The following is a 15,426-nucleotide window of genomic DNA, read 5'->3' as shown; positions in this document are numbered from 1 at the left end:
TTAGTGCATTTTTTTGATTGTTGTCGTCTTATGAAATCCTGCTTAGGCCAAGCTAAGCTGCGGTCATCTGTTTTGATGAGCAGCGTACTTTGTAGCAGTCTACTGCTGCTTGGCTGCAGTCAACCCGAGCACGATGGGGTGTTAACCATGGAGGTTAAGCTGCGCGATTTTAATGTGCAGATCCCAGCGACCGGTGAGCTGGAGGCGAGCCAATCGACGGCGGTGACTGTGCCTTCAGGGGTGCGTGGACCGCAATCCCTAGCCTGGATTTTAGCCAACTTTAGTCGAGTCAAGGCGGGGGATGTGGTGGCGCGCATGGATCCCACACGCCAAGCCTATTTACTCGAAATGGAAGCGTTTGATTTTAATAAGCTGGATCTCGATAAACAGATGCAGCAACAAAAAGATAAAACCGTAAGCCAAGAGCTGCAGGTGGGTACGCAGGTCACCAGTGAAGAGCGAGACTTGGCCGAGCGTTTCTTCAGTGAAGATGAACGGGTCTACACCAAAATAGAGATCATTGAGCAGATGCGTAATCAAGATTATTTGGGTGCCAAGATGGACTATTTTGATTGGGGATTGTCCCAGCATGATGCACAGGCGCAAGCCGAGCAGCAGCTTATCGAGCTTAAGCAGCAGGGGCATAAAGCGAAAATTGATCGCTATGAAAATAACCTCAAACAGATGGAGATCATCGCTCCCCATGATGGCCTATTTGTGTATCAGTCTGGCTGGGACGGTGCCATGCCAGTGGTCGGTGACATGATGTGGTCAGGGTTTACCATAGGCACCTTGCCCGACACCTCTGTAATGCAAGCTAAGCTGTTTGTGCTTGAGTCTGAGGCTGCAGGGCTTTCTGTGGGGCAACCAGCTCATGTCTATCTCGATGCTTACCCAGATAAACGTTTCAGCGGTAAGGTCAGTCAGCTCGATGCGTTAGCAAAACCCAAAGATAAAGACAGCCCAGTTAACTACTTTCAGTTTACCGTGAGTTTAGATGAGACCCTGCCGGCGATCATGCAACCGGGGCGACAGCTGAGCGCTAAAGTGGATGCGGTGTCACTCAATGAGGTGTTGACCGTGCCTAACCAAGCGCTATTTCAGAAAGAGGGCCGCTATTGGGTGTACCTCAAAACGGCAGAGGGTTTTATCGAGCAGGGGGTCGAGCCAGGACAACGCAGTATCGATATGACGGAAATTACCAGCGGACTTAACCAAGGTGATGTGATTGCCTTAACCACACCGCCCAAAAGGAGCCGCTTATGAAGGTGATTAAGGGATATGTTGAGGGCGTCATTCAAGCGTTTGACGAGATGCGCCATCATAAATTGCGCACCGCATTAACCTTGCTGGGGATGATATTTGGTGTGGGCGCGGTGATTGCGATGCTCAGTGTTGGCGAAGGCGCCGAGCGTGAAGCCTTGCGGATGATTGAGTCCATGGGAGTGAACAACATCGTCATCAATGCGCGGCCCGCCGATGGTGATGCGTTAAAATCTATCCGTGAACACAGCATCGGCTTAAGCCTGCGCGATGTGTCTAGTGCGGCCACCACCTTGCCTTTTGTTAAAGATTGGAGCGCGCAAAAGCAGGTGAAAACCTTTAGTTTATTTAGCCCGCAAGGGCGCAGTGATGCCACAGTGGTTGGGGTTACGCCCAGTTACTTTAATTTGAGTGCGCTCAAGGTGGCCAAAGGCCGCAGCTTGACCCAAGCCGATCAGAATCATTATCGTCAAGTCGCCGTGCTGGGGCCCGAAGCTGCGCGCAGTTTATTTCCGCAAGATAAACCCGTTGGCGGACTGATTAAAGTGAACCATCAATGGTTTGAGGTGGTCGGCGTGCTGTCTGAAGGCGAGGCGGTGCAGTCTAAAATTCAAGGAGTGAAACTGGGCGGCGAACGCAATCAAGTGTTTATTCCACTGGCAACGGCACTCAAGAAGATGAACGTTAAACCGTTAGAGGATGAACTCGACTCGATTAAGTTGGCCATTGCCGATGGGATTGAGCCTTCACTGGCGGCTAAAAGTTTAGGCCACCTATTTGAGCGGCGTCACGGCGGCGAAAAAGATTATGAGATCGTGGTGCCTGCCGATCTACTGGCCCAACATCAAAAAACGCAGCAAATATTCAACATTGTGATGGCATGTGTGGCAGGGATCTCTTTGCTGGTGGGTGGCATAGGGATCATGAACATCATGTTGGCAACAATTATGGAGCGTACCGCTGAAATTGGCTTATTGCGCGCCCTAGGGGCGAGACGTAAAGATATCGCGCGCCAATTTTTAATTGAGAGTATAGCTATCTCTGCCACGGGGGGCGTGATAGGCATAGTGGTGGGATTACTGTTAGCTTTAGTGATATCAGCCGCTGCAGGCTGGCCCGTGGCCTGGTCACCCTTTGCGGTGCTGCTGTCGCTAGGGGTGTGTATGACCATAGGGATAGGTTTTGGGCTTTACCCAGCGCAAAAAGCCGCGCGTTTAGATCCCATCGTGGCGTTGCAACGTGATTAAAGCTGCGTTGTTTTGCAAGGTGAGCACCCCGTGAGTGATGTTACTCGGTAACTCATGATCTTGACGTTCTGACTGGCAGCTTAGCCCCTGCGAGTTTACTTTGCCGCCGTTATCGCGAATGAGTAACAGCCTTGGTCTGCCTGGCAATTGTCAGGCTTGGCCGAGCGAGTTAATAAAGGCTCTGCTGTGTCAGTGCTTGGCTGGTTATCGTCAAACAAGACTTGAGTCACACCACTTAACCAACCGCCGTCAGAACTGTGGTTAACATAGGTGGAAACGTCGACAACGGTCAGCCAAAAGGCATAGCCTACGATGGAGTAAATGGTTAAGCGGAACATGAAAGTACCTTGGTGGTTGCTAAATTAGAGATGCACTATACGCGCTAATTTTGTACAAATAAACTGTCAATGTTTTGCCGCGAAATAGTCATCATTCACTTTTTATTAGATACTGTTTTTATTGGGCTTTTACCCGAAGAAGGCGCTGGAAAGTTTAAGGCGCCAAATAAAAAATCAGTGTCAGATTTTCGTTATAGCGTCAAAGTTTGAATACGTAGGGCACAATGCATAGTTGAGGTTTATCGTGGCTCGATGGTAGACAAGACAAAGAAACAACTCGCTTGATTTATAAGCGAGTCGTCAACTTAGTGCAATTCGTGCCAATTACTGGCATATTGCGTGGCACGAACTACACAAGATTCACTCTGTTGCTGTGGTGTGACTCTTGAAGTCAGCGGTTTACCTTAATGGTGTTTTTTCCACATCATGATCCCCGCGACAATAATCACTAATGCCACAAGCGGTAATATATCGTATAGATGGTGGAATAAGCCAATACCACTGTGTCCTCCGTGTGCCCACGCCGCTGCAGGTAATAAACTAACAAGTAGTAATAATGCTCTGTTCATGGTGATGCTCCATTTTAGGTATAATGATTAATTGGTTTCTAGCGCTAACTGCATCAGCAGCATCTCTTCACCGGCAACGATGCGCGTGTCAAAACTGTGGCATTTGGGGCAAATGACAGTGCGCTCGGCCACTTCGACAGTGGTGTTACATTGCTGGCAACTGAGTACGATGGCTTGATGCTCTATGGTGAGTACGGCCTCTTTGGCGCGTCCTTCTAGTTTAAAGGTATCAAATGCGGTGGCTAATAAGGCGGGTTCAACGCCACTTAGCACACCAATTTTTATCACCACTTCGGTTATCCTCGTGGCGTTATTGTCACTGGCATATTGCTCGCATTGCTCCAGCAGAGCGCCGACGATGGAATACTCGTGCATTAGCAGATCCTAGGTAATAATTCGCCTTGGGGGAGGTCGAGATAACGACTACTGCCCCACGGCGTGGTTAAGATCACCTTACCATGATGATTATCCTCCACTTGACCAATAATGGCAGCGGTTTGGCTATCACCATAGCGATTGATAATTTCAACCACCCCAGATGCGATGGCTTGTGGCACGGCCAAAATAAAGGTGCCTTCGTTGGCTAAATCATGGGGTTCAAAGCCATAGAGTTCACACAGACCTTTAACCTCATCACTGACGGGGATCTGTGACTCGGCCACACTAATGCCTACCTCTGATGCCTGCGCCCATTCATTGAGCACGGCTGCCAGGCCGCCACGGGTGGCGTCGCGCATGGCATGGATGGTAATATTTGCGGCGATCAGTTGTTCAACTACAGGCCATAAGTTAGCGCAATCACTGCGTAAATCTGACTCTAGGTTAAGCCCTTCGCGGGCCATCAATATGGCGGCGCCGTGCCGGCCAATGTCACCAGAGACAATGATGGCATCCCCTGGCTGCAAATTATTGACCGAAATATGGGGTTTGAGGATCCGCCCAACCCCAGAGGTGTTAATAAATAAACCATCGGCGCAGCCTTTGGGCACCACTTTAGTGTCGCCGCACACAACGCGAGTGCCGCTTTTATGCAGCTCACTTGCCATACTCGCAACAATCTGTTTGAGCGAGGCGATGGCAAATCCCTCTTCAATAATAAAGCTACAACTGAGATATTGTGGCTCTGCGCCCATCATCGCCAGATCGTTGACCGTGCCCGCCACGGCCAATTTGCCAATATCGCCGCCAGCAAAAAACAGCGGGCTCACGGTAAAAGAGTCGGTCGTAAAGGCGGTAGGCCCGTCTAAATTGAGCAGGGCAGCGTCTTCTTCACTGGCCAAAATTGGGTTAGCAAAGGCCTTAAAGAAGATAGACTTAATGAGGTTATTCATCTCTTTGCCGCCACCACCATGGCTAAGTTGAACGGCTTTTTCGGTGGGCAGCTTAATCTCTACAGACATGGGTTAGACTCCGTTATAGCGATAATACGCGTTGCAAGCCCCCTCGGAGCTCACCATGCAACTGCCTAAAGGGGACTCGGGCGTACAGCCACGGCCAAACACCTTGCAATCTTTGGGTTTGGCGATCCCCCGTAAAATATCACCACATTGACACGCTTTATGATCGTCAATATCGGCGACGTTAAGCCTGTCACTAAAAATACGTTCGGCGTCGCGGTGGGCGTATTCGGGTCGTAGCATCAATGCCGAGTTGGCCACAGGCCCAAGACCACGCCAACGAAATTGGGGGCGTATCATGAGGTATTGATTGACCTTTTGCTGGGCATGCAAGTTGCCATCCTCGCTGACCGCGCGGCTGTATTGCACATCCAACTCGGCTGTACCGGCCACTTTTTGTTTGACGATACGTAAAATCGACTCCATGACATCCACAGGTTCAAAGCCAGCGACCACCACTGGGGTGTGGTAGCGCTCAACCGCAGGGCGATACAATTTAGCGCCACTTATTACGCTCACATGGGATGGGCCAATAAAAGCGTTCACTGTGGCTTTGGGATCGGCCATTACGGCATCGATGGCGGGTGGCACTAATACATGATTGATATGAAATAGTAGGTTATTAACCCCTTGCTGCTCAGCTTGTTCTATCAGCACCGCGGTCATCGGAGTGGATGTTTCAAAGCCGATAGCAAAAAAAATCACTGTTTTTTCAGGGTTATCTTTGGCGATGGTGAGGGTATCGAGAGGATCATAAATCGGGCGGATATCACAGCCTTGAGCCCTAAATTGCGCCAAGCTACCTTTAGAACCAGGTACCCGAATCATGTCGCCTAGCGTCACTAAAATTACCTCGGGCTGGGAGGCTAAAATGGCGGCGTGGTCGATACGCTCTTTAGGCATAATGCACACAGGGCATCCGGGCCCATGGACAAATTCAATATTGGCGGGCAATAGTTGATTGAGGCCGTATTTCATTATGGTATGGGTATGGCCACCGCATACCTCCATAATATTGATTTTACCCGGATATTGGCTCGCTAAGGTTTGGATCTCTTGGGCCAAATTATGTATGGTGGTGGGATCTCTAAATCCTTGGTAAAGCTGACTTAGGTCAATCATGCTCAGTGCTCCTGCTCCATCTTGTCGACTATCTCTCGATAGAGTGCCAAGCTCTGCTCGGCATCAACCTTATCGATTTTATTCATGACAAAACCGATATGGATCAGCACATAATCATCCATGGCTAACGGCTCACTCATTAAGTGGCTAGATACTTTGCGTTTAACCCCCATGGTTTCAACCGTTACCGCTTGCTCATCTGGGTGAATCGCAACCACTTTTGAGGGGATTGATAAGCACATGTTTAGGCTCTCCTATGGTCATTGAGCCATTGTGCAAAGGCAAACATGCTGTCACTGTCTTTAACAGAGGTGATGAGCACCTCAGCCTTTGGATTGAGTTTTTTCACTTGGGCCTTGGCTTCCTCAACATCAAAATCAAAATGGGGCAGCAGATCCGCTTTAGTGATTAAAACCAGATCGGCCTTACGGAACATCACCGGATATTTTTCTACTTTATCATCGCCTTCCGGTACCGATACCAACACGATATTGAAGTGGGTGCCCACATCATAAGAGGCGGGACAGACTAAGTTACCGACGTTTTCGACAAAGCATATATCCAGCGGATTAAGATCCACATGATGCAAGGCACCGTGCACCATAAAGGCATCAAGGTGGCAGGCTGAGCCGGTTTGAATTTGGTAAGCGGGGATCCCTTTGGCAATTAAGCGGTCAGCATCGCGCGAGGTTTCTAAATCACCTTCAATCACGCCATAGTTGAGCGAGGTATACTCTTTTAAGTGTTCCAGCAAGGTGGTTTTGCCACTACCTGGGCTGCTCATCAAATTGAATGCGGTTATTTGATGGGCCTCAAAATGTTGCCGATTGTGGACCGCTTCATGATCGTTCTTATCGAGAATTTTGTGAATGACGGAGAGGGTTTTGCTGTCATTGAGTTGCGGGTTACTGTGCAACTCTTGATGGTCATGGCTGTGGCCGTGATGATGCTCATGCGCGTGGTGATGACCGTGGTGGTCCGCATGTTCTGCGCCACTGTCCAGGGTCGGTTCGTGTCGAGTGATAGAGCAGCCGCAATCTTTACACATGATGAACTCCATTTAATCTAATGCTAATAAACATTTTGCATGGTGACAGCATTAACTTCATTGATACGGGTCACTTTATTAACAAAATGTCAGTATTTTTATCAATCTTGCTGCACAGCTTGCAGCCTATTTTTGGCGGTGGATCTCATACCAGAGTTGGCCCATTGCGATGCCACCATCGTTGACGGGCACCTGCTTGGGGCTGAGCACTTGCTGGTTACGTTGTTTGATCCGCCGCCGAGTGTGTTTGAGTAAGTAACGGTTTTGAAATACGCCGCCTGTGAGTACCACAGGTAAGTGGGCGTGTTCACTGGTCAAGCTGTCGATGGCGTCTGCTAGACAATCCATAAAAGCGCGGGCAATCAGTCCTTGCCACTGGGGGGAATTATCGCGCAGTGACATGGCATCGAGGATCTGTTGCCATAGGTTATCGGTTTGCCACACACCGTCCACCAAGGGTAAGGTAAAGCGCAGCGACGCTGGCTCATTGGCAACGCGATTGGCTGCCCCCTCCAGTAACATGCCCGCTTGCCCCTCAAATTGGGTGCGGGTCATTAAGCCCAGTAAACAGGCGAGGGCATCGAATAGCCGACCAATCGAGCTGGTCTGATGGATGGCGATGTCCTTGCGCCATAACTGATATAAGTTTTGTATCAGCAGTGGTGACATCCCTTGTATTACGGGCAAATTGAGCGCGGCGATCGCCTCGGGCGAATGCTGCTTAAACAGCAGGGCGAGCATGACCCGCCGCGGATCGGTAATCGCTTGCTCATGACCAATTAACGCCATGGGCTGTAGGTGCACGATGCGCCGATAACCCTTCACGTCGGCCAGCATCACTTCGCCACCCCATAACTGCTTATCATCCCCAAGGCCTGTGCCATCAAAGCTAAAACCCAGCACCTTACCTGTGTATTGCTGCGCCGCCATGACGCTGAGTATATGGGCGTAATGGTGCTGCACTTGGCTATGGTGACAAGCTTGCTCTGCTGCATAGTCACGTGCCCAGCGTGTCGGCGCGTAGTCAGGGTGGCGGTCGCTCACCACATAGCGGGGCGTAAACTGATATAGGCGGCTAAACGTGGCTAAGGTATCGGTAAAATAGTGTTCAGCCTCTAGGCTAAAGAGATCGCCGATATGTGGGCTTAACACCAGATTATGGCCAAAACCGAAGGCGAGGCTATTTTTTTGCTGCGCGCCGACGGCTAAGGTATGGTCTTTAACGCTGTGCTGCCAGTGGAGGGTCAATGGCGCGTAGCCCCGTGCTAGGCGGATCACTTGCAGCTCGTCATCTATCATCTGCACTACGCTGTCATCACAGCCATTTAAAATAGCGCGATCATGATCCAATATCGCATCGACCACGCCAGCCAGTTGGTTTTGAATACCAACGCTTTGGGTAATGATAGGCTCACCGCTGCGGTTGGCGCTGGTGGCCACTAGGGGCCGTTGCAACTGCGCCAATAACAGGTGATGTAAGGGGGTGTAGGGTAAAAACAGCCCTAACCGGTCAATATCGGGAGCGACACCCGGGCTGAGCAAACTGGGGTTATCGATGCGTTCGAGTAAGGTGATAGGCCGCTCGGCGCTGCACAGCAGTTGCCACTCAGCCTCACTTGCCTTGGCCAGGGTTTTGGCCATGTTAAGGTCACTGCACATTACGGCAAAGGGCTTGGCTGGACGCTGTTTACGGTCGCGCAGGCGCATCACGGCCTGATGATTGCTGGCATCGCATACTAGATGAAACCCGCCCAAGCCTTTGATCGCGACAATATCTCCTTGTTGCAACAAGGCAACGCAGCGATCTAGCGCGGCATCACTGTGGGCTATCGCTTGGCCATTGGGTGTGGTTAATGTCAGCTGCGGCCCGCAGTTAGGGCAACTGACAGGCTGAGCGTGGTAACGTCGGTTTAGCGGATCGCCATAAGCCTCGGCGCATTGCTCACACAGGCTAAATTTCGCCATCGAAGTATTGGGGCGATCATAAGGTAAAGCATTGATTAAGGTGTAACGCGGCCCGCAGTTGGTGCAATTGGTAAAGGGGTAGCGAAAGTGACGATTATGAGGATCTTTTATCTCATTGAGGCAATCTTCACAGCAGCTTTTGTCGGCTGATACCGCGACCTGCGCCCCCTCGCTAGCTTGACTCTGAATGATCTCAAAACTTTGACTATTAGAGAGTGGCGCCATGGTCTCTTGAGTCACACTGTCGATACGGGCGAGCGGAGGCGGCGTTTGAGTTAATGTCGCTATAAATTGCGTTAGCTGCGCGCTTGCCCCTTGCAGCTCAATGGTCACGCCCAGGCTATGGTTAAAGGTTAAGCCGCTCAAGCCTAATTCATGGGCGAGGCGGTAGACAAAGGGGCGAAATCCCACCCCTTGGACAATGCCCGTGACCAGCAGTTTAACCCGATGCAGTGATGCCTGTGGCGCGGCTTGCGGCTCAGCCGCTACGTGAGCCGAAGGCCGTTGAGATGGGGTGATAGTCACGCTATTTTCGCCGTTTTTTCAACAATAAAGCACCGATAGCATGATTATTACCGTCGATAGCCAATTGCTGATTGCATTTTATCGGAAAGTTTTTACCGACGCGCAGCACCACACGTTGGCACAATAGGGGATTTCCCCATTCGCTTCCCGCCAATGCCACTGAGCGGACGCCAATATTTTGGTCTAAATGCTCTATCCAGTTGGCGAGGTAATCGGCTAACGAGTCGTGCATGCCAAAGGCCAGCTTGCGGTTGTCTCTGTCATCGGCGAGGCGAAAACTCATTAGGGTGCCTAGTGTCTTGCACCAGTTTAAGCTGCGGTGTGCTTCTCCACGTGTAAGCGGGTAGTCGATACGTGGTGAGTTAGCGCCGCGGTGGGCTTGAGCCGCGGCCGTCAGCGCATCACTGAGGTCATTGACCTGCATCGAGCGACTTGGTAGACCCAATAAAATCGCACCAATGGCCCACAAGGTCGTGAGGTTATTATGTGGTGCGGGCAGTTTAAGATCGAGCAACCTGAGATAATCATCTGGGTATTGCTGTTTAAATTTCTCCAGCACCTTGCGCTGCGGACTCTGTTCTAACTGATGATAGATTTCATAGCCACTGTCTGGCAGGCTGGGCAAGGCGAAAAACAGTTCACTCTGGTGTTTAGCGTCGAGTGTTTGAATTTGGCCGCCGTGCTGCTGGCTAAAATAGATGATGGCGCTGTGTTTATCCACGCCATGCTCTAGATTTACGCTGTGTAAGGCCGATAGCCCATACTCTTGGGGCGTTAAGCTGAGTAAAGCCGCTTGCTGTCGTGGCGTCGGTTCGCCAGTCACGCGCTCGACCCGATATTGCTGTTTATCATGGCAGGCATAGTAAGTCTGCTCGCCGTTGTGCAGTAACACATCATCATGCAGTGCTGGCGTGGTGCGCCTAAGTTTGACAGGCGATTGTGCGCAGTGATCAATTTCGACCCAGGCACCGTCGATAAAGGCCAGTGGCTCACTGTGGCGAGGATCGTCAATATAGAGCCAGTCAATGCCTTGCCGGCGCAGATGCTCAGTTAAAATTACCAATAAGCGGTTATAGGCAAAGCAGAGGTCATACAGCGGGGCGTCGAGTTTTGGGTGGCTATCTATGGCTCTGGTCGTGATCAGCGGCTTTTCGATGCTTGACAGGGCAAGCACTTGGCGATCGGTTAAGTGGAACTGGGCATTAAGGGTATTGGGGTTGCACACCAATAATGTGGGACGACCCGTTGGACTCAGTGGCTTGAGGCTCAAGGTGACGGGGAGATCGCCAGTTAAGGTCAGCGTGCCATGGGTGAGTAGCTCTGTGCTCAGCGCCGCAATATCGGCGCCGGTGAGTCCTTGGTAATTGGGGTTAATGCTTCGCTCGCCGTGGCAACACTCGCACACCAAGCCCAAATCGCCAAATTGGGGGGATTGATTATCGCCAAATAGCGGTGCACATTGCTGGCAAAACTCCTGGGTAATGGCCCCACCTTGCAGTGGACTGGTTCTGCCGCTTGGACAATCGATTAAGGCGATGCGTGAATCGGTCAGCCATACCGAGATTAAAAAGTCGTGTGCGATGGCATCGGCTAACGTTTCCAGTTGCGGTTGCTCACCTTCGGCTTCGATAAAGTAACAGCCTTTTTGGTAACCTACGCTGATTGTGAGCTCAGCGTAATTTAGGTATTGGTTACATAAGTGCGCGTACAGCGGCACCGGACGTGAGCAGGTAAATTCAAATCTGATTATTTTCATTTATGATGACACCGCGCTTGTAAGAGTCGGGAATGAGCTTATCGATAGCAATGTTGTTGATACGAGTCACGCTAAACCCCAGTGAGCGTAAATGGTTCAGCGTGGTCGCTTCCATTAAAGGCACCGCGGCGGCGACGCTAGCGGTAAGGCCGAGGGTCATCGGCTCGATAAGGGTAGGGGTGCAACCGAGCACAAAGGTTTTTGGACGATCGCCAACCATCTCCATCATGGTCAAGGTTTGCAGCATCTCCACTTCGTGGGCACTGCCTTGCCAGTCTATTTCACTTGGGGCTTTGTCAAAATCGAAAAAGTAAACTTCGCCAGGACCGACGCCATTAGCATTGACTGTGTCGACGACAATCAGATAATCATATTGGCAGATAATGGGGATAAGGCCTTGAGCCAAGGTTCCCCCATCCATGATATCGAGTTGATGGGTTGGATGGGTAAATTGATAGTTTTCTTGTAGGTAATTAACGAAGTGTACGCCGATACCTTCATCGGCGTACAACACATTACCAATACCAAGTAGCAGTATTTTCATGACATCCTTGTTAATGCTTTTTTGGGTGATAATCGTATCCAGACACGATAGAGTCAACCGAGTTATGTTTAAATCGAATACCGGTCCACACCGCCATATAGACGTGGATCACCACAAAGATGACAAACACCCACGTAAAGTAGTGATGCCAAATACGCACTTGTGCTAAGCCACCCATCTGCGCGGTTATCCATGCGGCAGGCTCCCACATGAGGCCACCGAGCCCCAGATGATAGACATTAGCATAGAGGACCAGTCCTGTGATGCAGATTAACGCCGCAATGAGTGAAATCACTAAGTAGGTCACAAATTGCAATGGGCCATAAACGCCTTTTTTATCAAGATGTCCCATCCACAGATAGGATTTGAGCTGTACAATCCAACTCTTGATACTGGTGACATCTTTAAAGGAGCGCCGCTCGATATCACTCTTAGCAAAGAAGAACAGATAAGCTCGCACCACAGTGATGGCACACAGTACAAAGCCAAACACGATGTGAGCAAAACGTATCCAGCCTTGCACTAGTACATCTGAGTTGCTAGGCGCAACCAAGAATGGCCAGGCGATGTAGAACCCCGTAATGACAAGAACCAGTATGGCTAGCGCTCGCAACCAGTGAAAAATTCTGATCGCGGCGCTAAATATAAAGGCTCTCTCATAGGGTACAGTAGGTGTATCCATGAGTTGCTCCTTAGGTGTTACCGTTGGCATCGAGTCGGAATTCACCCAAATCTTGGCCTTTGTAATCCATTACATGGACAGAACACGCCATACAAGGGTCAAACGAGTGAATAATACGGATCACTTCCAGCGGCTTAGTGGGATCTTCCAGTTGCAATCCGATGAGCGCCGCCTCATAGGGGCCCACCTTGCCTTCATTATCGACAGGGCCGGCATTCCACGTAGTGGGCACTACGGCTTGGTAATTTTCCACTAAGCCATTTTTAATGCGGATCCAGTGGCTGAGAGCCCCCCGCGGGGCCTCGATCATGGCGTGACCGACATATTCACGGTCAGGGTCCATTTCGGGCTTCACATAGGTGCTTTCATCCACTTGAATATTTTGGATCAGCGCATCAAAGGTTTTTAAGCCCTCTTCGGCCACAATCAAGGTTTGCAACATGCGCGCCGCGGTGCGACCAAGGGTGGTAAACAAGGCTTCCACGGGCAGGCCGGTTGCTTCGAGTAACCCATTGACCGCTTTGACGACCACTTCGTTACCACGTGCGTAACTGACTAATAGACAAGCTAATGGGCCAACTTCAACGGGTTCACCTTGATAACGTGGTGATTTGACCCAAGAGTATTTACCGTCACCGTCGAGGGTGGGCAGTTTGCCGTATACCGTGTCGCGTTCAACAAAGCCGGTGTAGTTAGGGATGGTGGTGCCATCATAGGGGTGCTGTGGGCCATCAGCGTCATACCATGCATGGCTGACATCTTCTTTAATCAAGTCGGGGTTGAGGTCGCTGACATTGGCTAAATCGCCATTCATGATCACCCCTTGGTCAAACAGGTATTCGCCATTGGCCAAGATAAAGTCATTGGTCGCCATGAAGTTTTTCACATTGACGCCACCTAATACGCTTGGCTCGTTACCAAAGGCTTCGGCTGCCATCACGATATCGGCTTGATAGGCTCGGCGAATAAAGTCCGTCACCGTAGCATGTTTTTGCTTCCACTCTTGCAGGCGAGCAGGGCTTAACATATCACGTACCGACGTCACGCCGCCGACCACTAAGGATTGTGGATGGGGCTGCTTACCACCGAAAATCGCCATCATCTCTGCCGCAACCCGCTGCACTTCAAGTGCCTTAAGGTAGTGCGATAGGGCGATCAGGTTTTGCTCTGGGGTAAACTTATAGGTGCGATTGCCCCAATAAGCATTGGCAAAGGGGCCAAGCTTACCGGTTTCGACAAAGCCTTTAACCCGTTCTTGTACTGCCCTAAGTTCACCTTCACCGGCCGCAATTGGTTTATCGGTATATTTGAGAGCTACTTGGGCAGCCGCGGCAGGATCGGCGCTTAATGCCGAGACCACATCGACCCAGTCTAGCCCATGTAAGTGATAGAAATGGACAATATGATCATGCATATACAGGGATGTCAGCATTAAAGAACGCAGGTATTTGGCATTCAGTGGAATGGTTAATCCAAGCGCATTTTCAACCGCTTCTGTGCCGCAGCGGTAATGGGAATAGGTACACACACCACAGATGCGCTGTACGATGAGGCCGACATCCATGGGGGTACGTCCCTTGAGGATCACCTCAATACCGCGCCACAAGGTGGATGAGGACCAGGCCTTTTGAACAACATTATTTTCATCAACTTCAACTTCGACGCGTAAATGGCCTTCGATGCGAGTGATGGGGTCGATAACTACACGTTTGCTCATTTAACTAGTCCTCTTTCGAATTGGCAAATACGCTGGCAACTGCATGGGCGCCGATACCAATGGCTGTCGCCCCTAAAATAACGGCTCCGACAGTGTCGGCGGTGGCATCGAGTCCGTGAAGTAACTGTCTGCCTAGAGGCTTCTCAAAATCAGCCATATCATCCCAGAAGTTGGGCTCAGAGCAGCCCATACAGCCATGGCCGGCCAACACTGGCCAACTGGTGTGATGATTAAATCGCTCGGTAGGGCAGTTGTTGTAGGTGTAGGGACCTTTACATCCCACCTTGTATAAACAGAAACCTTCTTTGGCCCCGCTGTCACCAAACTCTTCGACAAATTCACCAGCATCGAAACGACCACGACGTTCACAGTTATCGTGGACCCGAGCACCATAAGCCCACTTAGGTCGGTTAAACATGTCTAAGGCGGGTAATTGGCCAAACATGATGAAATACATCAGCGTTCCGACAATGTTTTTCTCACTGGGTGGGCAACCACCTAAGTTAACCACCGTCTTATTGACCACTTGGTCAACCCCTTTAGCGCCCGTTGGGTTAGGCGCTGCGGCCTGGACGCCACCAAAGGCTGCACAGGTGCCGACCGAAATAATGGCAGCGGCGCCTTCGGCGGCATGTTTAACTATTTGAAGCCCAGTATGGCCTTTACAGCCTACGGTGAGGTAGGCGCCATTATTGGCCGTGGGAATCGCCCCCTCAACCGCCAGCAGGTAGTTGCCTTTATAAGCTTCTAGGGCATGCTCGAGGTTCTCTTCGGCTTGCCAGCCTGCTGCGGCCATTAAGGTTTCGTGGTATTCCAATGACACATGGTCAAAGATGAGTGAATCAAGATTAGGGGTATCGGCGCGTACCAGTGATTCGGAGCAGCCAGTACACTCGGCCATATGCAACCAAATCAGTGGCACTCTATCGGCCAGTTCGGCGGCTTCGGCCACTAAGGTGCTAAATGGAAGTGGTAAAGCCAGCATTGCAGTTACTGCAGCGCTCCACTTCATGAAATCTCGGCGTGAAATGCCATGCTCTTCCATTTTGCTTTGCAAAGAATGGGCATGACGGGGTGATAAGCTGCGCAACATATCGAGACGCGCTTGACCCTGTTGGTATAAGGCGGCATGTGTGTCCATGGTTGACCCTTTGTTGTCATTCTGATGCTGAAATGTGATGTATCGATTCGACAACTAAGTTTAGGCCGCAATTTAGGGATATTTGTTGATATGTATCAAGCTTTTGAGGAAT

The 15,426-nt window shown here is 50.6% G+C and carries 15 protein-coding genes; 2 read left to right on the top strand and 13 right to left on the bottom strand.

The annotated features are described in order from the left end of the window. Window positions 1–75: 75 nt before the first annotated feature. Both AC5YB1_RS11655 and AC5YB1_RS11650 read left to right on the top strand, forming a co-directional pair. Window positions 76–1,266: an efflux RND transporter periplasmic adaptor subunit gene (locus tag AC5YB1_RS11655; RefSeq protein ID WP_494519311.1), complete on the top strand. Its 1,191-nt coding sequence runs from the start codon at window positions 76–78 to the stop codon at window positions 1,264–1,266. Further along, the gene (locus tag AC5YB1_RS11650; protein ID WP_494519310.1) at window positions 1,263–2,510 is read left to right on the top strand and encodes an ABC transporter permease; all 1,248 of its coding nucleotides are present in this window, start codon (window positions 1,263–1,265) and stop codon (window positions 2,508–2,510) included. Before AC5YB1_RS11655 ends, AC5YB1_RS11650 begins: the two co-directional genes overlap by 4 nt. Window positions 2,511–2,605: 95 nt before the next feature. Here AC5YB1_RS11650 and AC5YB1_RS11645 read toward each other — a convergent pair whose 3' ends face one another. From AC5YB1_RS11645 to hyaA, 13 genes are all read right to left on the bottom strand, one after another. Then, the gene (locus AC5YB1_RS11645; protein ID WP_494519309.1) at window positions 2,606–2,848 is read right to left on the bottom strand and encodes a hypothetical protein; all 243 of its coding nucleotides are present in this window, start codon (window positions 2,846–2,848) and stop codon (window positions 2,606–2,608) included. 404 nt (window positions 2,849–3,252) lie between these two features. Beyond that, on the bottom strand, window positions 3,253–3,417 hold the full coding sequence (locus AC5YB1_RS11640) for a hypothetical protein (protein WP_475516640.1): 165 nt from the start codon (window positions 3,415–3,417) through the stop codon (window positions 3,253–3,255). A 27-nt stretch (window positions 3,418–3,444) separates the two neighbouring features. Then, complete coding sequence (gene hypA, locus AC5YB1_RS11635) at window positions 3,445–3,792, bottom strand: hydrogenase maturation nickel metallochaperone HypA (protein ID WP_475516641.1); 348 nt, start codon at window positions 3,790–3,792, stop codon at window positions 3,445–3,447. Further along, window positions 3,792–4,817 (bottom strand): hydrogenase expression/formation protein HypE, encoded by a 1,026-nt coding sequence (gene hypE / locus AC5YB1_RS11630; RefSeq protein WP_494519308.1) that lies wholly within the window; start codon window positions 4,815–4,817, stop codon window positions 3,792–3,794. Before hypE ends, hypA begins: the two co-directional genes overlap by 1 nt. A 3-nt stretch (window positions 4,818–4,820) precedes the next feature. After that, on the bottom strand, window positions 4,821–5,936 hold the full coding sequence (gene hypD / locus AC5YB1_RS11625; protein ID WP_494519307.1) for a hydrogenase formation protein HypD: 1,116 nt from the start codon (window positions 5,934–5,936) through the stop codon (window positions 4,821–4,823). 2 nt (window positions 5,937–5,938) lie between these two features. Beyond that, window positions 5,939–6,178, bottom strand: a complete 240-nt coding sequence (locus AC5YB1_RS11620; protein WP_110458100.1) for a HypC/HybG/HupF family hydrogenase formation chaperone — start codon at window positions 6,176–6,178, stop codon at window positions 5,939–5,941. Between the two features lie 2 nt (window positions 6,179–6,180). Continuing rightward, window positions 6,181–6,984, bottom strand: coding sequence for a hydrogenase nickel incorporation protein HypB (gene hypB / locus AC5YB1_RS11615; protein ID WP_494519306.1), 804 nt, complete (start codon window positions 6,982–6,984; stop codon window positions 6,181–6,183). Between the two features lie 126 nt (window positions 6,985–7,110). After that, window positions 7,111–9,474 (bottom strand): carbamoyltransferase HypF, encoded by a 2,364-nt coding sequence (gene hypF, locus AC5YB1_RS11610; RefSeq protein ID WP_494519305.1) that lies wholly within the window; start codon window positions 9,472–9,474, stop codon window positions 7,111–7,113. 1 nt (window position 9,475) lies between these two features. Beyond that, window positions 9,476–11,230 carry a NiFe hydrogenase gene (locus tag AC5YB1_RS11605; protein ID WP_494519304.1) on the bottom strand — a complete coding sequence of 585 codons (1,755 nt, stop codon included), beginning with the start codon at window positions 11,228–11,230 and terminating at the stop codon, window positions 9,476–9,478. Next, a complete protein-coding gene (locus AC5YB1_RS11600; protein ID WP_494519303.1) occupies window positions 11,211–11,774 on the bottom strand; it encodes a HyaD/HybD family hydrogenase maturation endopeptidase in 564 nt (187 codons plus the stop codon). Before AC5YB1_RS11600 ends, AC5YB1_RS11605 begins: the two co-directional genes overlap by 20 nt. Window positions 11,775–11,784: 10 nt before the next feature. Beyond that, window positions 11,785–12,456: a Ni/Fe-hydrogenase, b-type cytochrome subunit gene (gene cybH / locus AC5YB1_RS11595; protein ID WP_494519302.1), complete on the bottom strand. Its 672-nt coding sequence runs from the start codon at window positions 12,454–12,456 to the stop codon at window positions 11,785–11,787. Between the two features lie 10 nt (window positions 12,457–12,466). Further along, window positions 12,467–14,173, bottom strand: a complete 1,707-nt coding sequence (hyaB, locus tag AC5YB1_RS11590; protein ID WP_494519301.1) for a nickel-dependent hydrogenase large subunit — start codon at window positions 14,171–14,173, stop codon at window positions 12,467–12,469. A 4-nt stretch (window positions 14,174–14,177) separates the two neighbouring features. Beyond that, complete coding sequence (hyaA, locus tag AC5YB1_RS11585) at window positions 14,178–15,314, bottom strand: nickel-dependent hydrogenase small subunit (RefSeq protein WP_494519300.1); 1,137 nt, start codon at window positions 15,312–15,314, stop codon at window positions 14,178–14,180. Between the last annotated feature and the right edge of the window lie 112 nt (window positions 15,315–15,426).

The organism is Shewanella sp. 433 (assembly GCF_059338565.1).
The sequence above is the reverse complement of the archived record's forward strand: the minus strand, read 5'-3'. Positions and strand labels throughout refer to the sequence as shown.